At 64.5% G+C, this 23,188-nt stretch carries 14 protein-coding genes; 5 read left to right on the plus strand and 9 right to left on the minus strand.

What is annotated here, in order from left to right; translation table 11 throughout:
- Positions 1–40: 40 nt before the first annotated feature.
- The 8 genes from QM672_RS15365 to QM672_RS15400 all read right to left on the minus strand — a co-directional run bounded on the left by QM672_RS15365 (position 41) and on the right by QM672_RS15400 (position 11,248).
- Positions 41–2,104 (minus strand): TonB-dependent receptor, encoded by a 2,064-nt coding sequence (locus QM672_RS15365; RefSeq protein ID WP_415083564.1) that lies wholly within the window; start codon positions 2,102–2,104, stop codon positions 41–43.
- 419 nt (positions 2,105–2,523) lie between these two features.
- Positions 2,524–5,547, minus strand: coding sequence for a condensation domain-containing protein (locus tag QM672_RS15370; protein ID WP_415083566.1), 3,024 nt, complete (start codon positions 5,545–5,547; stop codon positions 2,524–2,526).
- A 48-nt stretch (positions 5,548–5,595) separates the two neighbouring features.
- Positions 5,596–5,889: a phosphopantetheine-binding protein gene (locus tag QM672_RS15375; protein WP_311941166.1), complete on the minus strand. Its 294-nt coding sequence runs from the start codon at positions 5,887–5,889 to the stop codon at positions 5,596–5,598.
- Positions 5,879–6,715 carry a siderophore-interacting protein gene (locus QM672_RS15380; RefSeq protein WP_367624408.1) on the minus strand — a complete coding sequence of 279 codons (837 nt, stop codon included), beginning with the start codon at positions 6,713–6,715 and terminating at the stop codon, positions 5,879–5,881. Before QM672_RS15380 ends, QM672_RS15375 begins: the two co-directional genes overlap by 11 nt.
- Positions 6,716–6,736: 21 nt before the next feature.
- The gene (gene dhbA, locus QM672_RS15385; protein WP_415083569.1) at positions 6,737–7,504 is read right to left on the minus strand and encodes a 2,3-dihydro-2,3-dihydroxybenzoate dehydrogenase; all 768 of its coding nucleotides are present in this window, start codon (positions 7,502–7,504) and stop codon (positions 6,737–6,739) included.
- A gap of 13 nt (positions 7,505–7,517) precedes the next feature.
- Positions 7,518–8,396, minus strand: a complete 879-nt coding sequence (locus QM672_RS15390; protein ID WP_415083571.1) for an isochorismatase family protein — start codon at positions 8,394–8,396, stop codon at positions 7,518–7,520.
- Between the two features lie 12 nt (positions 8,397–8,408).
- Positions 8,409–10,037 (minus strand): (2,3-dihydroxybenzoyl)adenylate synthase, encoded by a 1,629-nt coding sequence (locus QM672_RS15395; protein ID WP_415083573.1) that lies wholly within the window; start codon positions 10,035–10,037, stop codon positions 8,409–8,411.
- Positions 10,038–10,069: 32 nt separating this feature from the next.
- The gene (locus QM672_RS15400; protein WP_376717741.1) at positions 10,070–11,248 is read right to left on the minus strand and encodes an isochorismate synthase MenF; all 1,179 of its coding nucleotides are present in this window, start codon (positions 11,246–11,248) and stop codon (positions 10,070–10,072) included.
- Between the two features lie 148 nt (positions 11,249–11,396).
- On the opposite strand from QM672_RS15400, the gene QM672_RS15405 reads away from it, so the two are divergent.
- Together QM672_RS15405 and QM672_RS15410 are read left to right on the plus strand one after the other, a co-directional pair.
- Positions 11,397–15,884 (plus strand): amino acid adenylation domain-containing protein, encoded by a 4,488-nt coding sequence (locus tag QM672_RS15405; RefSeq protein WP_415083575.1) that lies wholly within the window; start codon positions 11,397–11,399, stop codon positions 15,882–15,884.
- 67 nt (positions 15,885–15,951) lie between these two features.
- A complete protein-coding gene (locus QM672_RS15410; protein ID WP_415083577.1) occupies positions 15,952–17,316 on the plus strand; it encodes a condensation domain-containing protein in 1,365 nt (454 codons plus the stop codon).
- 115 nt (positions 17,317–17,431) lie between these two features.
- On the opposite strand, the gene QM672_RS15415 is transcribed toward QM672_RS15410, so the two are convergent.
- Positions 17,432–19,756 (minus strand): Tex family protein, encoded by a 2,325-nt coding sequence (locus QM672_RS15415; protein WP_415083579.1) that lies wholly within the window; start codon positions 19,754–19,756, stop codon positions 17,432–17,434.
- 286 nt (positions 19,757–20,042) lie between these two features.
- Here QM672_RS15415 and QM672_RS15420 point away from each other — a divergent pair, with 286 nt between their 5' ends.
- Genes QM672_RS15420 through QM672_RS15430 form a run of 3 tightly spaced genes read left to right on the plus strand, consistent with a single transcriptional unit; the run spans position 20,043 to position 23,175 of the window.
- Complete coding sequence (locus QM672_RS15420; protein WP_415083581.1) at positions 20,043–21,344, plus strand: extracellular solute-binding protein; 1,302 nt, start codon at positions 20,043–20,045, stop codon at positions 21,342–21,344.
- Positions 21,345–21,394: 50 nt separating this feature from the next.
- Positions 21,395–22,336: a carbohydrate ABC transporter permease gene (locus QM672_RS15425; RefSeq protein WP_415083583.1), complete on the plus strand. Its 942-nt coding sequence runs from the start codon at positions 21,395–21,397 to the stop codon at positions 22,334–22,336.
- Positions 22,333–23,175: a carbohydrate ABC transporter permease gene (locus tag QM672_RS15430; RefSeq protein WP_311941199.1), complete on the plus strand. Its 843-nt coding sequence runs from the start codon at positions 22,333–22,335 to the stop codon at positions 23,173–23,175. Before QM672_RS15425 ends, QM672_RS15430 begins: the two co-directional genes overlap by 4 nt.
- The last annotated feature ends 13 nt before the right edge of the window (positions 23,176–23,188 follow it).

Consider the following 23,188-nt stretch of genomic DNA (forward strand, 5'->3'; position numbering starts at 1 on the left):
CAGCCCCGGATCGGCCATGGAGTGGGTTTGCGCAGCCTGCTCAGAACGTTCCGCGCAACCCGATACCGACCATGCGCGGGGCGGTCATGGCGGCTTCGATTTGAGCGGCGCCACTGCTCGTCGAGCGGTTTACCTGCCTGAAGGTCGCCGCGCGCTCGTCGAAGATGTTCTTCACATAACCATAGATCTGGGCATGCTCGCTAAGCTGATAGCTCACACGGGCATCGGCGATGGTATAGGGCTTGACGGAGAGGGTCGCCGAGTTGGCATCATCCGAATAATAGCCGTCGAGATGACGCAGGTCCGCCGAGACGTTGAGCTTGGGAGTGACATCCCAGCTCACGCCGAGGCTGAGCATGTAACCGGGAGCCTTCTGGAACTCGTTGCCCTGATATTCGGGCTTGCTCGTTATCTTGTCGATGTTGGAGACGAGCGCCCCAAACCCGGCCTTGAGCCTGACATTGTCGAGGATGCGGTAGTCGAAGCCGAGTTCGGCGCCATAAGCATGTGCTTTCTCGGCGTTCACCGTATAGAGCTGGGTGAGACTGGTACCGGGGACCGCAACGCTGACGTAGCGCTGAGCATCCTTGAAATCATTGTAGAAGAGATTGCCGGTGACGAAGAGCTTGTCGTCGAGAAAATGGGCGCGCGTGAACAGCTCGTAGTTCCACAATTTCTCAGCCTTGAAGCGTTTCCATGGGTCTTCCCCCGCGAGCGCGGCCGTGTTGAACGAAACGCCACCGGGGTTGTAACCGCGGCTCACCAGCGCGCCGACGGTGATCTTGTCGGTCAATTTATAGGCCAGCGACAGCTTCGGCAGCACGGCATCGAAGCTCTTGCTGTAATCGATGGGTATGGCATTCAGGCTGGTGAAGCCGTCGCGCTTGACGCTGTCGTGCTCGTAGCGCAGGCCGCCTGTCAGGAGCCAGCGCTCACCGAGCCGGCGATTGACCTCGGCAAACACGCCGACATTGTCCTTGGTGTCGTCGAAGCTCGACAATCCCGGCTGCAGGAGTCGATTACGAAGGACGAGCGATTCATCCGAGGTGGTGTGGGCATAGTAAAGCCCGACGACGCCGTGCCAGACGTCCTTATCCTCGCCGAAATTGAGCTTCAATTCGTTGGAGATGTTCTTCTGGGCAATGTCGGCGCTGCCGTTTGAGCGCGGTACGCCGAAGCGATCATAGCGCGACTGCGAATACTGGGTCTGGTTGGAGAGCTTCATGCCGTTCTGAAAATCATAGTCCAGATCGAAGATCACCGTATTGGTGCGCTGCCGGAAGCTCGGCATCTGCAGCGTGCCGCTCTTGAGATCGTCATAGGGCAGAAAGGCTGCTTCCAGGGTCGGCCGGTTCGTGTCGGTATGGGCAAGCGTCAGCTTGGCCTTAAGGCCGGGAATGGCCTGGGGCTGCCAGAGCAGCTTGGCGCGCAGGTTCAATTCGTCGAAGGATTGGTCCGTCTTGCCCTTGGCGAAGGTGGGGGCAATGTAGTCGATGAAGGTGTTGCGACCCCAATAATCCACGGCGATGCGCGCCGCAAAATCCTGGCTGAGCGGTCCCGACAGCATGAAGGAACCGCGCCTGGTGTCGTAGCTGCCATATTCCATCTGATAGGCTGCTTCGGGCTTGAAGGTCGGATCCTTGGTCTTGACTAGGATAGCACCGGCGATGGCATTGGCACCCTGCGACGTGGTCTGCGGCCCGCGGAAGACCTCGACACTGTCGACATCCCAGATCGAGGTGCCGCCGTAGAGATACTCGTAGAAGCTCAGATAGTGGCCATCCACATTGATGCTGGCGCGCGGCACGGTGCCGGACAGAAAGGCGATCGAGCCGGCATTGGGCCCCTGGGTATCCTGGCCGCGAATGGATGGCGCGCCGGTCGTGCCGATCGGCACGAGGTTCGGCACATCGTTGAGCGCCTCCGACAGGGAGTTTTCGCCCGTCTTCTCGGCGAGGTCCTTGTCGGTCAGCACGCTCACCGAGGATGCGGTCTCATCGAGGCTGCGCCGGATCTTCTCGCCGGTGACATAGACTGGATCGAGCTCGATCGGCTCCTCGTTGCCCGCCGGACGATTTTGCGCAGAGGCCGGCATCGTCAGCATGGCAGACAACACCATCGCACTCGCGCCGCACAGAAAACGACTTGTCAAACCTGTAACCACGGCAGCCCTCCACAGCCCAAACAAACGCATGCCGCGCAATGCGCAGCCTCGATGTGCAATCTAGGAGGCGAAGTGCAGGCGCAGTCAATGTAATGGAAGTATATTATATTGATTGACGAAGATATGTGATAATAATGACACAATTTATTGTGCAGTTTGGTAAAATTCTAGATTTTAATTAGAGTATTATTGTAGCGTTATGATTGCATGAATTATAAGAATTCAAAATTGTACGTAATTTGGAGCGGGTAAGCCCTGTCGAAGGAAAGGCGGGGGAACGCAGACGCTGCGTTCCCCCGCCTCTGTCGCTGTGGCATGGTTCTGGCGATCCCTGCTCTTTCAGGGACGGAGCGAGCCCGTCAGGCCGGCGCCTGAAACGCGTCGATGGCAGGCCGCAGGTCGACAAGCCGCGTACTGGCACCGCCAGGTTCGGCGAAGTGGTGGAAGATCTTCAGGACGGTCTGGCGGATCAATTCGACCTGCTGCGGGTCGTAATGCTCGGAGCGGTAGGTCATCATCACGCGGATGCAGCGCTCTTCGCCGAGTTTTTCTTCCATCACCTCGAATTGCAGGCCGAGCACGGATTCATGCCGTTCGGGATCCACCTGGCGGAACTCGATCCTGCTCTCGTCCTCCAGCGTGAAAGCGCCGTTGAACTTGTTCTTGGCATGAAGCTGGATGAAGACCTCGAACAGATGTTCCTGCTCGCGCACGATGCCCAGCGCCTCCTCGACCAGGTCGATGGGGATGTCGGTATTGGGCAGGGAGCCGTTGATGGTGCTCTTCACCTGGTCGATCAATTCGGCCACCGTGCTTTCGGGCGAAAAGCCGACCCGATGCGCCACCACCGTGGTGAAATAGCCGATGGTGTCGAAGTAATCGGGCTCGTTCCGGCCCGAGGCCGAGGTTCCCACCACCAGCTCGTCCAGGGAACCGAGAAGATGCAGGGAACTGGCGATGGCCGCATAGACCACGTTGAACAGCGAGGCGCCGTTCGCCTTGGCGAGGGCATAGAGCCCCTCGGTCACAGCGCTTTCGAGCTTGAGCTCCACCCAGCCACCAGCGTTGGACGGGGAGCGGGACGCATCATCGCTGGCTGCAGGCCGTGGCAGGATCTGCTGGTTGCGCGGTGAATCGCGCAGCATGTCGGTCCAATAGGCGAGATGCGCCTGGTTCAGACCGGCTCCATGCTGGAGACGCGCGAATTCATGGAACGGCGCCGGCTGCTCGGCCCAGATGGGCGCCTTGCCCGCCGCCCGCTGGCGATAGGCATGGCCGAGCTCGTCCATCATCAGGTTCACCGACCATTCGTCGAGCACCATGTGATGGAACAACAGCGATAGAACCTGCTGGCCACTCTCCTCCTCGATCAGGAAACGCAGCCGCAGCGGCAATTCGTGGGACAGGTCGAAGCGGTAAGCGGCTTCCTGGTTGCGATCGCCAGCCTGGCTTTCATGCGAATGCCAGAACCATTTGTAGGCTCCCAGATCTTCCGGTGCCACGATGAGCTGGCCCACTGTCCCGTCTTCCTGCTGACGGAAAAGGGTGCGCAGACCCGAATGCCGCTCCAGCACGTCCTGGAACGCCCTGGCGAAGATGGTTTCGTCGACGCGGTCGAGGAAACGCAGCGCAAAGGGCAGGTTGAAGATCTCGCCGAAACCGAGGGCGGCGTAGATCTTCCACAGCGAGTGCTGGGCCAGCGACAAGGGGGCCATGAGGGCGGAGCTGTCTGCCTCCGTGGGGACGCTTGCCTCTTGCTCGACATCGTGGCGTTGGGCGAGCCCGGCGAGGCCGGCCGCCGTAGGGTGGCGGAAGAGATCGTTGAAATTGACCTCGATGCCATGCGAGCCCAGCAGGCGGCCGATGACGCGGGTGGCGATCAGGGAGTGGCCGCCATGATCGAAGAAATCGTCGTCGGCCGTCATTGCCGGCGAGGAGAGGGCCTGGCGGAACTCGGCCAGGATGATCTCTTCGATCGCATTGGCCCCCTCGTCGGGCGCGGCCGATGCAGGCGATGCGGATATATCAGGCTGGGAATCGAAAACGGCATGTCCAAAACCTGGTGCCCCAAGCAACGGCGCCGTGCTTGCAAGCATGCCGGCAAAGCGCTCCAGGACAAAGGCACCGGCCGCCGGCGAAAGGGCTTGGCCGGCCATGAGCTCGAGCGCCAGCCGGTCTTCCCTCGCGGCCCGCCCCAGGCCCAGGGCCAGATCCGGCCGCGCTGCGAGGGAGGGCAGGGGCAGGCGTTCGACCGATATCCCTTCGAGCGGAAGGACGAGCGCGGGGTCGGTCAGCCAGGTCACATAGGCGTGGGGGCGTGGTGCATCGTTTCGTTCGGCTTGCGGACGCAGGTCGAGCGTACCGACATCCGGGCTCGCCATGCCGGCGAGGATCCGCGCCATCGCGTCCTTGGTATCAGCCACGTCCCGCGGCAAGATGATCCGCAGGAAGCGCTGCGCGCAGAAGGGCAGGGACAGGTCGAGCATGTCGGTCGCCGGCCGGCGAGGCAGGCTCAGATCCACGGCGGCGCTATCGCCGAGCTGAGCCAGGAACCGTCCGAACTGCAGGGCCACGGCGGCGATCAAGGCCGATGGTGTAGGTTGTGGTCCGGCCAGCGCCGAGAGGCTGGCCGTCTCTATGAGGGTACCGCAGCGACCCGCCGCGCGGGCCATCAGGCTTCGTTCCAGCAGCGGCGCCCGGGCAAAATCAATCAGGCCCGGCGCTTCGTTGCCGTCGGTCCTCAGCAGCCAGGGCACTGGCGGCGCGCTGATTTCGGCGTCCATCGCCGGCTCCATCTCCGCGACCTCCGGTGTGGCCTCGCCGCCGGCCGAGCCCCCCATTGCGGACGAGGTGCCATTGTAGGCATGGGAGACCGCTTGCAGCAGGGTTCTCCAGCGGATGACCCCGCCCAGGATGCGGTGAACCGCGAAGCCGAGGATCGTCGCTTCGCCACTCAGCAGGACCAGGGCACGGATCGGGGGATCCCGTTCGAGATCCCAGGTCGCGCCCTGCTCGGCCAGCAGCGTATTGACCGCTTCAGCGGTCGTCTCGACGCGGCGGATGTGGAGGCAGGACGAAACTTCACTGCCGGCAGTCTTCTCCAATTCACCGTCGGGGCTGAAACGATAGCGTACATTCAGCTCCGGCAAGGCCTCGAAGGCGCGGTAAAGGGCCGCGACCAGTCGGGGCAGATCGGGTGCGCCATCGAGCCTGAAGGCGATCACATGCTTCAGCACGGCATCGGGATCCTGCTGCTGGCGCAGCCACAAGGCTTCTTCCGCCTGGGTCAGCGCCATCGTCGAGTGGTCCGGCCCGTTCTGGACCACGCTGTCGAGACGCGGCATTTCTTCGACCGACAGCAAGCGGGCTGATCTTTCCGCCATCTCAATCTCCATACGTCCGGCGTGTGCCGGAACAATTCATCTTCGTTGTCAAAGGGCTGCTGCTCGTTTGCGCTCGATGAGGGCATTCCACGCCCGAACCGTCGGGGTAGCGGCCAAATCGGCATAATCGAGCCTGACGCCGGCCAGCCGCGAGATCGGCCCGATCAGAGTCATGATGGCGAGGGAGTGCAGGCCGATCTCGATCAGGTTGAGCTCCTCGGGCACGTCTTCGGGCGCGAGATCGAGGACCTCTGCCACTTCCTGCCGGATCCGTTCCAGCGATGGCATTCGTTCGGGAGCGGCCTCCCGCATCCGAACGGACAGCGCGTTCTCAGTCGTCATGATGGTCATGCACCGCGGTGGCGCCGCGCCGCCAATAGCCTGATGCCCGCACCCATTTGGGCAAGGCCCCGCGTTCCCCAATCAGGAAACGGCGCAGCTCCTTGGCCTGGAGCGACTCGCAGGCGATCCAGGCATGGTAGTCGCCGGCCGGAAATTCCGCCTGTTGCACAGCTTGGAGCAGGGCGCCCGTTTGCCCGGCATGGGCATCGCCGCGGTGGGCCCAGACGACCGTCGCGTCGGCGGCCGTATCGAGCGGCAGGCGATCCTGCCTGCCGTCGACCTCGATGAAGGCCAGCACCCGTGCTCCGGCCGGCAATTCATCGAGCCTTCTGGCGAGAGCGGGCAGGCCGGTCTCATCAGCGATCAGCAGATACCAGTCGAAGGCGAAGGGGATGACGAAAGAGCCACGCGGCCCGGCGATCCAGGCTTCGTCGCCGGCCTTCACGCCGGCGGCCCAGGTGCTGGCGGGGCCCTCGTCGTGCAGCACGAAGTCGATGTCGAGTTCGCCGGCGGCGGGATCATAGCGCCGGGGCGTGTAGTCGCGGGTGATGGGTTTGGGCTGATCCTCCCGCAATTCCATGCCTTCCGGCCCGATATGGGGCAGGCTCGGGCGGCTCTCGCCGGGCGCAGGAAAGAACATCTTCACATGGTCGTCGAAACCCAGGCTGGTAAAGCCCTCCAGTGCCGGGCCGGCCAGGGTGATCCTCGTCATCGAGGGAGCAAGCCGCGTCACCCGGCGCACTTCGAGCTGGCGCAGGCGAACTTCGTGGCGGACGCGTTGGGGAGAGCGGTCCTTTTCGCTCTCCGGGGCGGTGGCAATGGTCATGATGTTGCAAATCCTTTGAGATCAGGCGCCCAGCGTGGCGCCGCCGTCCACGACCACGTCCTGCAAGGTGACGTGGCTGGAGCGGTCGGAGGCCAGGAACAGGACGACATCGGCAATCTCCTCGGGTGAGGCGAGCTTTCCGAGCGGAATGCCGAGCTTGAAATGCTCGGGCAGGCCGGCCAGCAGCCGCTGCCCATCCGAGGGGTTCTTGAACATGCCGCGCAGCATCGGGGTGTCGGTGGAACCGGGCGAGACCACGTTGCAACGCACGCCAAAAGGGGCGAGTTCCAGCCCGACGCAATGGCTGAGGCTGACCATTGCCGCCTTCGAGGCGCAATAGGCGGTCATGCCAACCCGCGGCACATGGGCGGCATTGGAGGCGACGTTGACGATCACGCCCGAACGCTGGCGTTTGAACAGCGGGATGCAGCGGCGCATGAGGTAGAAAGCGCCGCTGACATTGACACCGAAACAGGCCTGCCAGTCGTCGAGCGTCAGGTCCTCGGCCACTCCGAGCCGCAGGACGCCGGCGGCGTTGACGAGAACGTCGAGGCTTTCGGACTCGCCAAGTATGCGGTCGTATACTTCGTCCACCTGCCGGGGATCGGTGATATCGAGCGCGATAAGCTCCGCTTCGGCATTGCCATTCCCGCCTGCGTTGGGCGCGGCGAGGTCGAGCCCGACCACCCTGGCGCCCTCAGCGCGAAAGCGTTCGGCCACACATCGCCCGATGCCGCCGGCCGCGCCCGTGACCAGCACGCGCTTGCCGGCGAAATTCCATGACGTCATCACGTTCATCCGGTCACGCCGCAATGGCCTGAGGTTGCTTGCCCTCGATCAAGGACCACCAGGCATTGAGTGTGGGAATGCGCGTGAGCTCCTCGAAGCGCACGGCGACGCCACGCTCCTTCAGCTCCGAGGCCAGCAGCATGACCTGAACGGAATCGAGGCCGTAATAGATCAGGTTCTCGTCCGGATCGAAGTCGACCTCCTCCTCGATGAGCGCACGCACACGCTGGACCAGCCAGTCCCGGCTCAGGGTGGGGGCGGCCATGTCGACGAGGCTTTTGGTGGTGACGACGCTGCCGCAGCGCGTCGCCACGTAGCGCAGCGCCATCAGATGATCGTCCGGCGAGAAATCGGCGACGGCATCGCCGACCAGGAAGGGCTGGATGTCGTTCATGAAGGCATCCGCCGAGGTGATCATGCAGCCGATATGGGCGTAGACGCCGCCGACCAGCAGCTGGTCGCGATCCCATTGGCGCAGAAGCGAGAGCAGCTCGGAACGCTGGAAGGCGCTGTAGCGCCATTTGGTCAGCACTGTGTCGCCCTCTTCCGGTGCAAGGGGCGCCACGATGGCCTGCAGGGCCGGGTCGGCCGTGGTCAGGCCCGGCCCCCACATGTCGTTGAGCAGGGCCCGGTCCGCTGCCGGCTGTTCGTGCGGCTGGGCGGTGTAGACCACGGGAACACCCCGCTCCCGCGCCCATCGCCGGATGGCGACGAGATTGTCGACGAGCTGGCGCACCAGGGCGCCGTCGGCATCGTAGAAACGCAGGAAGTAGCGCTGCATGTCATGGATCAGCAGTACCGCGCGGGCCGGATCGGGCTGCCACTGCGTGCGGTTGGCGGGGAACGCCTCCGGCGTGGGCATGGGATAGTCGGTGATGGAGGGAATGGCCATGGGGCACCTTCGTCAGGTCGATAGGGAAACGGGTGGGTTTTGCAGCTGCTGGCGCAGCCGGTTCTTGTCGATCTTGCCGACCGGGGTCAGCGGCATGGTATCGATGAAGCGGAAGCGGTCCGGCAGCTTGTATTCGGCCACGCCCTGGGCGATGAGATGCTGGCGTAGCGCCGAGGGCGGCAGGCCGGGCTTCCTGGCCACCAGGAAGGCGCAGCTCTTTTCGCCCAGCAGCGGATCGCTCATCGCCACCAGAGCGGCCTGCATCACCTCCGGATGCAGCAGCAGCAGGTTCTCGACCTCCTCGGAGGCGATCTTCTCGCCGCCGCGGTTGATCTGGTCCTTGATGCGGCCGACGACGCGCAGATAGCCCTGCGCCGAGCGCTGAACGAGATCGCCCGAATAGTAGAAACCGTCGACGTCGAACACTTTTTCATTGTGCTCGGGGCTGCGGTAATAACCCCGGAACGTGTAGGGCCCGCGCGTGGCAAGCATGCCGGTCTCGCCGTCGGGAACGTCCCGTCCTTCTTCATCGACGACCTTGACCTCGTCATCGGGACTGATCGGGCGCCCCTGCGTGGTGAAGACGAGTTCGTCCGCGTCGTCGAGCCTGGTGTAGTTGACCAGGCCTTCGGCCATGCCGAACACCTGCTGCAGGGCACAGCCGAGCTTTTCCGGCACCTGCCGGGCCAGCGCCTCGGCGAAGCTGGCGCCGCCGACCTGAATGAGCCTGAGGGAACGCAGGGCCGCCTCATGTCCCGGCACGACCTGCAGCCAGAGCGCCACGGCCGAAGGTACCAGCGCCGCCATGTCGATGCCGTGCCGCTCGATCAGTGCGAAACAGCCGAGCGGCTCGGGATTGGGGGCCATGACGACACAGCCGCCGGCGTGGAACACGCCCAGCGTGCCCGGCGAACTGAGCACGTAATTATGACCCGCCGGCAGGGCACACAAGAAGCGTGTCTGCGGCGAGAGACGGCAGATCTCGGCACTGGCGCGGACGGAATAGTCGTAGTCGTTGTGGGTGCGGGGAATGAGCTTGGGCGTGCCCGTGCTGCCGCCGGAAAGCTGGAAGAAGGCGACTTCGTCCGCCCTGGTGGGCGTACCGCCATGGGAGGGAGCCCCGCCCTCGGCGAGCCAGAGGTCGAGGCTGGTGTCGGGCGATGTTTCGCCCAGCAGCAGGACCTGGGCGAGCGCCGGGGAAATGGAGCGCAGTTCGCCCATAAAGGTCTCGTCGCTGAAAAGCTCGTGCCGGCGAGCGGCGATCAGCAATCGGGGCTGGATCTGCCGCGCATAGGCACTCATTTCCAGCCGCCGGTGGCTGTAGAGGGCGTTGACCGGCGCGACACCGATCTTGAGCAGCGCGAAGAAGACGATGTGGAATTCCGCGACATTGGGCAATTGCACCAGCGCAGTGTCGCCATGGCCGAGGCCGAGGGCGCTCAGGCGGGCGGCCAGGTTCGAGGCCAGCCGGTCGATCTCGGCATAGCTGAACCGGCGTTCGCCGCAGATGAGTGCGAGGGCGTCGGGGCGTTCGCGGCATTGCTGGTCGACGATACGGGTCAGGGGCTGGTCGAGCCAATGGCCGCGTTCCCGGTAGCGCTGCGCCAGACTTTCCGGCCAGCGCACGAAGTCGACGTTCATAGCGTAACCTGGTTGGGTCTGAAGGGATCGTGTCATGCCGCCAGGCCGCAGGCGTTGAGCATGGTCTTCAGTTTGGTCTGGGTCTCGGCCCATTCGGCCTCGGGCTGCGACGCCTCGACGATACCGGCGCCGGCAAACAGGCGAACGACTTCCCGCTCGACGATACCGCAACGCAGGGTGACGACCCATTCCCCGTCGCCCCGGCTGTCGCACCAGCCCACCATGCCGGTGAACAGGCCGCGCTCGAAAGGCTCCACGAAACGAATGAGCTTGTGGGCCTGGTCGGTGGGTGTGCCGCAGACGGCCGGTGTGGGGTGCAGGCGGCAAGCCAACTGCAGCGCGCTCATCTGCGGATCGATGAGCCGGCCATGCAGCCGCGTGGACAGGTGCCACAGCGCGGCGGTGCTGATCACGGAAGGGGAGTCCGGAATCACCAGTTCGGCGCAATGCGGTTCGAGCACGCGGCGGATGTCGTCGATCACCACGCGGTGTTCGTAGAGATCCTTCGGCGATCGCAGCAGGGCATCGGCGGCGGCCTGATCGGCTTCCGGGAAGGGCTGGCGCCGCGCCGAGCCGGCCAGCGGATTGGAGACGAAGCGATCGCCCTCCTTCTGCAGCAGCAGTTCCGGGCTGACGCCGATCAATTCCCCGCCATCGGGCAGCGGCACGCGGAACTGATAGCCGCTGGTGTTCTGCATGCGCAGGCTGTCGAGCAGGCCATCCACGTCCACGGATCCGGCAAACCGCAATTCGCGCATGACCGACAGCACGACCTTGCGAATGTCGCCATGACGAAAGTTCAGGATCGCCTGTTCGACCGCCTTCTTGAAGCCGGGCTCGTCGGGAATGCTGCGCTGGTCGAGCAGGGCCGGCAGCCGGTCCGTGCTACCAGCGGTTCGGGGCGCTTGGCGTTCCCGCCATTCATAGACCTGCGGCACATAGAGGCAGGATGGCTCGCGCATGTCGAAGGGAATGGCCCCCATCACGATAGGGTTGTCCTGGCCCTCGGCCCGCGCCTCGTCCAGCGCCTGGCGCACGCTGCGCTGGAACTGGCTGCCCCAGTCCTCGCCCCCGCGGGCAGGCATGCTGATCAGCCGACGCGGCCCGAAGGAGCGCAGTTCTCTGCTTCCGGTACTGAATAGTAAATTGCTACCGCTTGCCGAGGAGATAGTTTTCTCATCAGCATACATTGCAACGGCCCCAGCCTGCATAACTACTGCCCTTATTGTAATTCCTATAATCAGGATTTGCGCTCTTTTGAATGGTTCTTTACTGCACACTATATTTTCAATGTGTGCGATTGACCATTAAATTTACATGATTATATTTCAGGTAGATTGTCAATATCGCGAATTTGAGATGAGAGAACTAACCATAATGCAGGCCGCCTACTGGGTAGGGCGACAATCCGCTGCCGCGATGGGTGGCGTCGCGGCGCATCTCTATGCGGAATTCGATCACCAGGGGCTGGACGTGGGAACGCTGCGGCGGGCGGTGGAACGTCTCGGCGAAATGCATCCGATGTTGCGCCTGCGCGTCAGCGCCGACGGCCTGCAGGCTGTGGATGGCGACGGCCCGGTGCTGGAGGTCGATGATCTCAGCACCCTCGGGGAGGAGGCCGTCGCCAAGGCGCTATCGGCCAAGCGTCAGGCCAAGACCAACCAAAGCCTGCCCATTCATCTCGGCCGGGTCTGCGACCTCAGCCTGAGCCTGCTGCCGGGCGACCGCTGCCGCCTGCACGTCGACACCGACATGATCGCCGTCGATCCCCAGAGCTTTCGCCGGCTGATGGAAGATCTGGCCCGCTTCTATGAGGATAGCGATATGCCGGGCCAGCCGCGGCAGGCCTCCTATTTCGACTATCTGACCCGTATGGAGGCGGATGGTGAGCTGGCGGCCCGGCGCGAGAGAGACCGGGAATGGTGGCGCTCCCGCCTCTCCGAGATGCCGCCTGCCCCCGCCTTGCCCTCTCCCGAGGAGCCACAGGCAGGGATATGCAGCGATCGCCTTGCCGCGCAGCTCGGTCCATCGGAGCGCGAGGCGCTGACCCGGATGGCCCGGCGGCATCACCTGACCCTTTCAACCCTGATGCTCGGGCTTTTCGCCGCCGTGCTCGGGGCAAGCACGCCATCCCGGCGCTTCCGCCTGAACGTGCCGATGTTCCATCGCCTGCCCTATGCGGATGGCGTGGATGAGATGATCGGCGAGTTTTCTAATCCGTTGATCCTGCCGGTTACCCGCGTCGCAGGTGAGTCGGTCGAACATCTGTGCCGGTGCATCGGGGCCGAGATGACCCAGGCGATCTCGCATGCCGCCTATCCGGGGCCGAGCATCATGCGTGATCTCTCGCGCCTTAATGGCGAGGTGCAGCTTGCGCCCGTGGTCTTCACGGCAGGCCTCGATCTTCGTGGCGAGCTGTTCTCGGATCGGGTCACCCGGACCTTCGGCGCCATGGGCTTTGTGATTTCGCAGGGGCCCCAGGTCGCGCTCGATGCACAGGTCGTCTCGGCCTATGGCGGTATCCTGATCAATTGGGACGTGCGCCTGGACGCCATTCCCGAGGCCTGGGTCAAGGCGATGTTCGAGACCTATCTCGCCTGCGTGAGACATGTTGCAACCGTGCCCGAAGCCTTGAGCCAGCCCGTCGAAGCTGTGTTGGCCGCCTGCGTCGAAAGCAAGCCTGCCGCCATCCGTCACACCGGCCGCCCCGCGGCTCCCGAGGAACCTCGTTCAATGGCTCATTCTTCAGCTCCCGAAAGGGCGCTCACCCCCTTGCAGCGCGCCTATCTCCTCGGCCGCGGCGACCAGTTCCCACTCGGTGGCGTCGCCATGCAGGAATTTCGCGAATATCGCGGCAAGCTGGCTATCGACGAATTCAAGACCCGCCTGCACGCCCTCGTGCGCACTGTGCCCTGCCTTCGCAACCGCATCGACGCCGAGAACCTGGCCCAGCACGTCGATGACGAGGCGAGGCTCAATCTCGATGAGATCGACCTGCGCGGCCTGCCAGCGGCCAAGGCCTGGGAGAGGATCGACGCCATGCGGGAGAGCTACGCGCACCATCTGCATGATCTCAGCCTGCCACCCTGGCACATGCTGGTGTTCCACCTTCCCCAGCCGCAGTCCGGGGAGGGGAGTTACGATTCCCATGTGGTGTTCGCCCGTTTCGACGCCCTCGTCGTGGACGGCCGCTCGATCGCTACGATCCTGCGTCAGCTGTTTGGCTCGGCTCCCCTCGCAACGAGCTCCCTCCTGGCGCCGGCGGCAGACCGGACGCTTGCGGCACAAGCCGAGCGAGAGGCGGATGCGGCCTATTGGACGCGCAAGCTGGAAACCGCCTCCGAACCGCCGCGGCTGCCCTGGAAGCGTCCCCTGGCCGAGATCAGGGCCTCCCGTTACGAACGCCGGAGCGTGACCGTGCCGCGGGACGATTTCGTCAAGCTGACCAAGGTCGGCGCTGCCCGAACGCTCTTCCGCCATTCCGTCCTGACGGCGGTGATCCTTGAAACCCTGGCGCATTGGACAAGCGAGGGGGGGCTCTGCGTCGGCGTTCCCGTTGCCCTGCCGACGGGGCCGATGGGCAATGATTCCACCTTCATCGTTGTCGACTATCGGGCCGGGGAGGGCACTTTCGACGACCGTGCCCGGCGACTGCAGGCCGACACGCTCGAAGGCCTGGAGCACCTTGCCTTCTCGGGCGTCGATATCAACAGGGTCCTGATCAACCGCCATTCCGAAGGGCCGGCCCTGCCGGTGGTCGTCACCAACGGACTGTCCTGGGAAACGCTGGCCGAGGACAGCCCGGTGCGCCTGCATGGCGGCCTGACGCAGACACCGCAAGTGGCGATGGATATCCGGATGTCGATGGACGAACACAGGAACCTGGTCCTGTGCATCGATCATGCCCGCGAAGCCATCGACGGTACGGTGGTCGAGGCTATTCTGGAGGCCATGGCCAGGGCGATTGCAGCGGTCGGCCGGCGTGGCGAACTCGTCCTGCCGGCCGGCGATGTCCTCGACCTCAGCCATTACAGCCACAATGACAAGCCGACAAACCTGGCGCCTGCCGGCTTCCTTGCCCGCATCGCCGCGCATCTGTTCGGAGGCACCATCGCCAAGGATGCCCTGATCTGCGGCGAACGACGGATCTCCTATGCCGAACTCGGCGACCATGTTTCGCGCATCATGGCAGGCCTGCGCGAGCGCGGCCTCAGCCGGGGAGAGGTGGTGGCGGTCTGCCTTCCGCGCAGCCCCGAGCATGTCATGGTCACGCTCGCCTGTTCCCTCCTGGGGTTGGTCTGGGTCCCCATCGATGTGGGATCGCCGCCGGACCGTGTCGGCTATCTCCTGCAGAACTGCCGGGCGGCGCTCGTGGTCGGCCTCAGTCTCGCACCCGGCATCGGGGCCTTGCCCGTCGAGGCGCTGCTCTCAGCCGAGGTGGCAGCAGACGGGCGGGCCGCATCGGAATTCTTGAACGAACTGTCAGCCAGCGAGGACGCTGCCTATTATCTCTATACCTCCGGCACGACCGGCAAGCCGAAATGCGTGGTTGTCGCCAACAGGGCGACCTGGAACGTCATCGACCACACGCTGCAATTCTGGGGCATCGGCACCGAGGATGTCTTCATCTCCGTCACGCCGCTGCATCACGACATGTCGGTGTTCGATATCTACGGCGCCCTGTGCGCCGGCGCGAGCCTGGTCATGCCGGCCGTTGGCGAGGAGAAGGACGCCATCGGCTGGAGCCGGCTGGTTGAACGGCATCGGGTTTCGGTGTGGTGCTCGGTTCCCGCCATCCTGGAAATGCTGCTCGCCTGCCAGCGCGGCGAACAGCTGAAGTCGCTTAGGCTGATCGCGCAGGGCGGTGACTACATCAAGCCGACGGTGATCGAGCAGTTGCGTCGTACCCACCCCGCCACCAGGCTGATCTCGCTGGGGGGCCCGACCGAGACGACCATCTGGAGCATCTGGCACGAGATCGGCCCCGATGATACCGCCATCATTCCCTATGGGCGTCCCTTGCCCGGCGTGAGCTATTTCGTGCTCGACGAACAGGGCGAACACTGTCCGCCCCATGTGGTTGGTCGCATCCATACGGCCGGCGTGGCCGTCGCGCGCGGCTATCTGGAAGACGGCAGGCTCAGCCAGAACGACTTCGTCTCCATCTCCGCCGAGGACGGGCGGCAGGTTCGGGCCTTCAAGACGGGCGACCGCGGCTTTTACCGGCCTGATGGCACCTTGATTTTCGCCGGCCGGGTCAATGGCTATGTCAAGATACGCGGTGTCCGGGTTTCGCTGCCCGACATCGAGAATGAGCTCGCAGCCCATGGCTCGATCAAGCATGTCCTGGTCGTCGACTATCCCGTCGGCGACGCTGGCGAACTGGCGCTGGCAGCGATCTATGTGAGCGAGGCGGGATCCGGGCTTCCCGTCGGGGAGCTGCGCGCCTTCGCGCGCCAGCGCCTGCCCGAGACCCATATTCCCATCCGCTTCCTTCGCGTGGAGGCCCTGCCGCTCTCGGCCAATGGCAAGCCGGACCGCAACCGCGCCAGGCAGATCCTGCTCGGATCGGACGCAGCCGAAGGTGGCGGGAACGGTGCAATTCGCCCGGTTCCGGCATCGCTGTCCTCCAGCGGGCGCATCCTCGACATCTATCTCAGCGTGCTCGGTAAAGCGCGTCAGGATGGCCACGACGAGGGAGCGGATTTCGTGTCGATGGGCCTGCTGCCGTCGCATCTGAAGACCGTCGCCGGCCGTATCAGCGGCGAGTTCGGCGTGAGCCTGACCCCGGCGCACCTGCTGCGCTGCCGCAATGCAAGGCAGGTCGAAGCGTTGCTGGCTCGATGAATGCGCCGAGATCCCGGATGGCCGTCCCGACACCCGACACCCCCTTCCAATATTCTGGATTTTTTCGATGCCGATAGAAGACACACCCCTCGACTGGATGAAGCTGACACCGCCGCAGTTGGATTTCTGGGAAGAGTTCAGCTTCCATCCCGACCAGCCGCTCTCCACCGTCGCCCATTATCTCGACATTGAGGGGGCAGTCGACGTTTCGGCCCTTTGCCGGGCCATTGCCCGCACCGTGCACGAAGCCGATATCCTCGCGGCGAGCTTTGCGGTTGCCCGGAGTGACGGGTTGCCGCGCCAGCGCCTCGACCCGCGGCGCCTGCCCGAGGTCAAGCAGATCGACCTCACCGATCGCCCGGATCCGGCGCGGGCGGCCATGGGGCTGATGCAGGCCGACATTCGCGCCAAGCTCGACCTCACGCGTCACCCGCTTTCGGCGCAATGGCTCCTGCGCATCGGCGAGAACCGCTATTACTGGTACATCCGGGCCCATCACATCATCCTCGATGGCTTCGGCCTCACCTTGATCGAGCAAAGATGCGCGCAGCTCTATGCCCATTTGTTGGGTCATACCGACGCCGGGCGCCCCTTCGATCGCTTTGCCAGTTTCCTGGCCGAGGAAGAGGCCTATCGCACCGGTCCGCGCTTCGCCGAGGATCGTCGGTTCTGGCAGGACTATCTCGCCGGTCCCGGTTCGCTGCCGGTGGTGGACAAGGCCGGCGAGGGCTACGGAGCGGAGGGCCTGCAATCGCATGACAGGCTGCCGGACGATCTCGGCCGTATCCTGCGGCAGAGCGCGACCGAACTGGGCATCGCCTGGCCGGATCTGCTGGTCCTGCTGACCGGCCTGTATCTCCTGCGCCATGGCTCGGAGCAGGAAAGGGGCGGCAAAGGGCGGATGACGCTATGGCTGCCCTTCATGAGCCGCTGGGGTAGCGTGGGCGCCAACATACCGGCCATGCTCTTGAACATCCTGCCGTTCCGCCTCGCCGTCGGCGGGGAGGAGCCGCTGGCGGTCCTGCTGAAGAGAGGAGCCAAGGACCTGCGCCGCCAGCGCGCGCATGGGCGCTACCGTATCGAGCATATTGCCATCGATTGTGGCCTGCCCGCGGGCTCGCGCTTCTTCTTTGCGCCGCTCGTCAACGTGTTGCCATTCGACCAGCCTGAATTCTTCGGCTGCCGGACAAGGCGCCACGTGCTGGCCAGCGGCACCGGGGAGGGCTTCAGCGTGACCTATCGGGCCGAGGACGATGCCGGTGCGCTCATACTCGAACTCGATGCGGATTCAGCCATCACCGGCCGTGATGCTTTCGAACGCCATCGCTTCCAGCTGCCGGTCTTTCTCCGCCAGGCCCTGGCGCCGCAGGCACGGTCCCGCCCGGCGGGAGAGCTCTATGGCGAGGCCATGCCGATCGCCAAGGCCGGGTAGAAAGCGCCGACTCTTACCCTTCCCTGGAGGGGGAGGGTAAGAGTTGGCATTCCCTCACAGCTCATGCTGGCACCTATGAGCAGGGGTGCTTGCGTTCTCCCAGCAAGAGGAACCCTCAACGCTTCTTCAGCGCCTCGGCCAAGGCTGCACCGAAAGCGCCCTGCGCAGCCGGCTTGTCGGGCCGGCCCTGACTGGGGCGGAGCGGCGCTGGCTTGGCCTTGTCGTCGCGCCTGGCTGGCTTGTCGGAGCTGGCGTTGCCGTCCCGCCGCATCGAGAGGGCAATGCGCTTGCGCGGGATGTCGACTTCGACCACGCGCACCTTCACGACGTCACCGGCCTTCACCACCTCATGCGCATCCTTGATGAAACGATCGGCCAGTTGCGAGACATGGACGAGGCCGTCCTGGTGCACGCCGATGTCGACGAATGCGCCAAAGGCGGCGACATTGGTGACCGTGCCTTCCAGGAGCATGCCGGGCCTGAGGTCCTTGATGTCATCGATGCCGTCGGCGAAGGTCGCCGTCTTGAATTCGGGGCGGGGATCGCGGCCGGGCTTGTCCAGCTCGGCGATGATGTCACGCACCGTCGGCAGGCCGAAGCGTTCGTCTACGAAAGCTTGCGGATCGAGCTTTCTGAGGACGGCGCTGTCGCCCATCAGCGCACGCACGTCACGCCCGCAGGCGGCGACGATCTTCTTGGCCACGCCATAGGCTTCCGGATGCACGGAAGAGGCATCCAGTGGCTCGCTGCCATTGGGGATGCGCAGGAAGCCGGCGCATTGCTCGAAGGCCCGCGGGCCGAGGCGGGAGACCTTGAGCAGATCCTTGCGGCTGGCGAAGGGACCGTTGGCATTGCGATGCACCACGATGCCTTCGGCGAGCGAGGCGCCGAGGCCGGAGACGCGGGCGAGCAGCGAGGCCGAAGCGGTGTTGAGGTCGACGCCGACGGCATTGACCGCGTCCTCCACCACCCCGTCCAGCGAGCGGGCCAGGCGATATTGGTCGACATCGTGCTGATATTGCCCGACGCCAATCGATTTCGGCTCGATCTTGACGAGTTCGGCCAGCGGGTCCTGCAGCCGCCGGGCGATCGACACCGCCCCGCGCAGCGAGACGTCGAGATCGGGAAATTCGGCGGCCGCCGTCGCCGAAGCCGAATAGACCGAGGCGCCGGCCTCGCTGACGATGACCTTGAGCGGCTTGGGCGCCGGCAGGGCGGCGAGCATCTCGACCACCAGCTTTTCCGTCTCGCGGCTGCCGGTACCGTTGCCGATGGCGATCAATTCGACATTGTGGCGGCGGACGAGGGCGGCGAGTTCGGCCTGGGTGCCGCGCACATTGTTCTTGGGTGGGAAGGGGTAGACGGTGGTGGTGGCCAGAAGCTTGCCGGTGCCGTCGACGATCGCGACCTTCACGCCCGTGCGGATGCCGGGATCGAGGCCCATGGTGGCGCGGGAGCCGGCCGGCGCCGCGAGGAGCAGGTCCTTGAGGTTGCGCGCGAAGACCCGGATCGCCTCCTCCTCGGCCCGTTCGCGCAGATCGCCCATCAGGTCGACATAAAGGTGCAGTGAGAGTTTGACGCGCCAGGCCCAACCGACGACCTCCAGCAACCAGCGGTCACCCGGAAGGCTGCCCGCGATCGCATAGGTCTGGGCGATCATGCGCTCCACCGGCTTCACCGCCGAGGCATTGTCGGCGTCGACCTCGATGTCGAGCGACAGCACCTCCTCGTTGCGGCCGCGCAGCATGGCGAGGGCGCGGTGGCTGGGCACGCCCGACCATTTCTCGATATGGTCGAAATAATCGGAGAACTTTGCGCCGGCCGCCTGCTTGCCGTCAATGACGCGGGCGCGCAGGAAGGCCTGCTCCTTCATATAGCTGCGCAGTCGTCCGACCAGTTCGGCATTCTCGCTGAAGCGCTCGACCAGGATGTCACGCGCGCCTTCCAGGGCCACCTTGGCGTCGGGGACCTCGTCGCCGAGATAGGCCGCCGCAAGCTCCGCGGGCACAGCCGCCCGGTCGGCCAGGATGGCCTCGGCGAGCGGCCCCAGCCCGCGCTCGCGGGCGATCTCGGCCTTGGTGCGCCGCTTGGGCTTGTAGGGCAGATAGATGTCTTCAAGTTCCGCCTTGGTGGCGGCAGCGGCGATCTTGGCCTCGAGCGCGTCGTCGAGCTTGCCCTGCTCGCGGATGGAGGCAAGGATGGTCTCGCGCCGGGCCTCGAGCTCGCGCAGATAGGCGAGGCGTTCGGCGAGATCGCGCAACTGCGTGTCGTCGAGCCCGCCGGTCACCTCCTTGCGGTAGCGGGCGACGAAGGGGACGGTGGCGCCTTCGTCGAGCAGGGCAACGGCAGCCGTGACCTGCTGCGGCTTGGCGCCGATCTCGGCTGCAATGATCGTGGCCAGGCGCAGGCTGGCTCCGGTGGCGTGTTGCTTGCCGTTCATGCGCTCCTCGCTCGACAATGAGTCGCGCACCATAGGCAAGGTGGCACGGGATCGCCATGCCCGCGATCGGGGCACAGTGCTTCTCCACAGCCAGCCGATCTCGATCGCACCTCTCTTTCCACCAGCTTTTCAACCACCCGACGCCGATGGCCTGCACCACGTTGCGCGATTTCCCGAACAAGCTTGCCTCAATAAAATCGATGTGATTTATTCGCGTGGCGTCACTGCGCCACCATGAGGCGGAACCGATCCGCCCGATCGAGGAAACACCCCAGGGAGAAACAAGATGCGCAAGCGTCTGGTTGCCGCGTTGCTCGCCTCGGCCGTTGCCTTCGCAACCGCCTCGTCACAGGCCGAAGACCTCGTCACCAAGAGCCGGATCGGGCCGGCCGATGCTCCGAAATCACTGACCTTCCGGCTCACGGGCGACGGGCCTGACAGCACCGACCCGGTCTGGGCGGAGGGTTACAAGAAGCTGTTCGGCGACTTCATCCAGCGCCATCCTGGCTGGAAGATCGAGCTCGAACGCATGTCCGACAATATCGGCCAGGAGCAGGCCCGCATGCTCGAACAGGCCAAAGCCGGGCGGGGCCCCGATTGCGCCGCGGTGGATTCCTTCGTGCTGGCCCTGTTCATCGGTGCCGGCGTGCTCAAGCCGCTCGACGCCTATTTCACCAAGGACGAGGTCAACGATCTCTTCCCCTTCGTGCGCCAGGGCATCACCGGCAAGGACGGCAAGATCTATGCCTGGTGGTGGGATACCGATCTGCGCGTGCTCTACCGCAAGAAGGACGTGGTGCCGGACGCCCCCAAGACCTGGGACGAATTGAAGGCGGCAGCTCTCGCTTCCAAGGAGAAGGGCATGGAGGGCCTGCTCTTCAATGCCGGGCGCTGGGAGGCCACCACCTTCGACTGGCTCGCCAATTTCTGGAGCCAGGGCGGCAAACTCGTCGACGACAGCGGCAAGCCCGTTTTCGCGGAGGGCGAGAACCGCGAGAAATTCCTCAAGGCCGTCAAATACTTCAAGGATCTCGTTGATTCCGGCGCGGCGCCCAAGCGCGTCACCACCATCATGAACTATGACGAGCTGAACGCCGCCGCTGCAGCCGGGACGACAGCCTTGTTCATCGGCGGCAACTGGCAATATGGCCAGCTCAAGACCATTCTCGAGCCGGAAGCCTTCGAGCAATGGACCTTCTCGGAGATTCCGGGACCGACCGCCGGGCAGAATGCCACCGGTACCGGCGGCTGGACGGTCGGAGCCTTTGCCAACGATCCGGAGAAGGTCGCCATGTGCGCGGCGATCGCCAAGGAGGTCTATTCGGGGCTGGGCAACGCCCTGCAGCAGCAACTGCCGACCTCCAAGGCGCAATATGACAAGTTCGACGTCTTCAAGACCGAGGCGAACAAGGCCTTTGCGGCGGCACTCACCCATGGCCAGGCCAGGCCGGGCGTACCGATCTATGCCGAGATCTCCAACCAGATCCAGGTGATGATGGGCGAGGTGCTGGCCGGCACCAAGACGCCGGAAGCAGCCCTCGATGCCGCCAATGCCGCCGTGCAGGCGGCCTATACCCGGCAGAAATAAGGGAAGGACAGCCGAACCCGCAGATTGGGGCCAGACAGGAGGGGGACGCCATGTCGACGACCAGGGCCGCCATTGCCGCCGTGCCGCGCCGCCAGCGCGGGCTCGGCCTGGCCGGGCGGATCGACACCAATCCCTTCTCCTGGCTGGCGCCGGCCGTGCTGCTGCTCGCCGCCTTCTATCTCTATCCGATCGTCGACGTCTTCCGCCTGTCCCTGACCAATGCGACGCTGCTCAGTTCCGAGGAGCGCTATACGCTCGACACCCTCTACGCCATGCTCGGCAATGCGGCGCTCGGCGATATCCTCCTCACCACCTTCGTCTTCTGCGCGGCGAGCGTGATCGGCCAGCAGGCGGTCGGCTTCGGCATCGCTTTGGTGGTGGTCCGCGGCGAGCGCCGCCGCCTGCCCGGCATGACGGTGATCCGCACCATCGTGCTGATCGCCTGGGTCATTCCCGGCATCGCCAACGGCTTGATCTGGCAGATGCTGTTCTCGGAGGCGCCTTTCGGGGCGATCAACAGCGTGCTTCGCATGCTGCATATCGCCCCGGTGGCCTGGCTGTCCGATCCGGGCAACGCCATGATTTCGGCCATCATCTCCAATGTCTGGCGCGGCACGGCCTTTTCGATGATCGTGTTCTACGCCGCGCTCAAGGGCATCGATCCTACGCTCTACGAGGCGGCCAATGTCGACGGCGCCAATGGCTGGCAGAAATTCCGCTTCGTCACCCTGCCGATGATGCGCAGCGCCATCCTGGTCAATTCGATCCTGATCACCATCCAGACGCTCAATACCTTCGACGCCATCATCTCCCTCACCGGTGGCGGGCCCGGGCGGGCGACGGAAGTGCTCTCGCTCTTCACCTACAACACCGTCTTCCGCAATTACGACCTCGCCGGCGGCAGCATGCTCTCCGTGCTGATGCTGGCGATCAGCCTGGCGTTGGCCCTGTTTTACGCCGCTTTCCTGCCACGCTGGGAGGATCGGACATGAAGGGCGAGCGCCGCGAGAAATGGGGCGATGTCGCCACCTATATACTGGCCGTGCTGATCGCCGCCTTCTTCCTGACGCCGCTCCTGTGGCTGCTGTCGCTGGCGCTGCGCTCGCGCCAGGAGGTGTTTCTGGGGGCAGCCCGCTTCATCCCCAAGCGCCCGACGCTCGCCAATTTCGAGCAGGTGCTGAGCGACCCCGCCTTCCTGGTCTACCTGTGGAACGGGTTGAAACTCTCGGCGCTCGGGGGGCTCGGCTGCCTCGCAGTGGCAGCGCCGGCCGCCTATGCCTTTTCACGCTTCTGGTTCACCGGCCGCTCGGCCCTGATGATGGCGATCCTCGCCTTCCAGATGGTCTCGCCCCTCGTCATCCTCGTACCGCTCTATCGCTATATGAGCGATCTCGGCCTGCTCAACAGCCATTTCGGCGTGATCATGGTCTATATCGCCGTGGGCATTCCCATGTGCACCTGGCTGCTCAAGAGCGCCATCGACGCCATCCCGCGCGAATTGGAGGAGGCGGCCGCCATCGATGGCTGCAGCCGCTTCGGCATCTTCTGGCGCATCACTTTGCCGCTGATCACGCCCGGCATCGCTTCCGCCTTCATCCTGATCATGATCCTCAACTGGTCGCAGTTCCTGATCCCCTTCCTGCTACTCAACAAGGATCCGCAACTGCCGATCGCGGTGGCGATCTTCAATTTCGCCGGCACCTCCAATGCCTCCACCACCCAGGTGCTGGCAGCCGCCTGCCTGGTGGCGGTCGTCCCGGCCATCATCGCCTTCGTGGCGCTGCAGCGCATGGTGGTGGGAGCGCTGACTGCCGGAGCAGTTAAAGGTTAGATCATAACATATT

Origin of the sequence: Labrys sp. (in: a-proteobacteria) (assembly GCF_047605565.1) — a bacterium.
GTDB lineage: Bacteria > Pseudomonadota > Alphaproteobacteria > Rhizobiales > Labraceae > Labrys > Labrys neptuniae.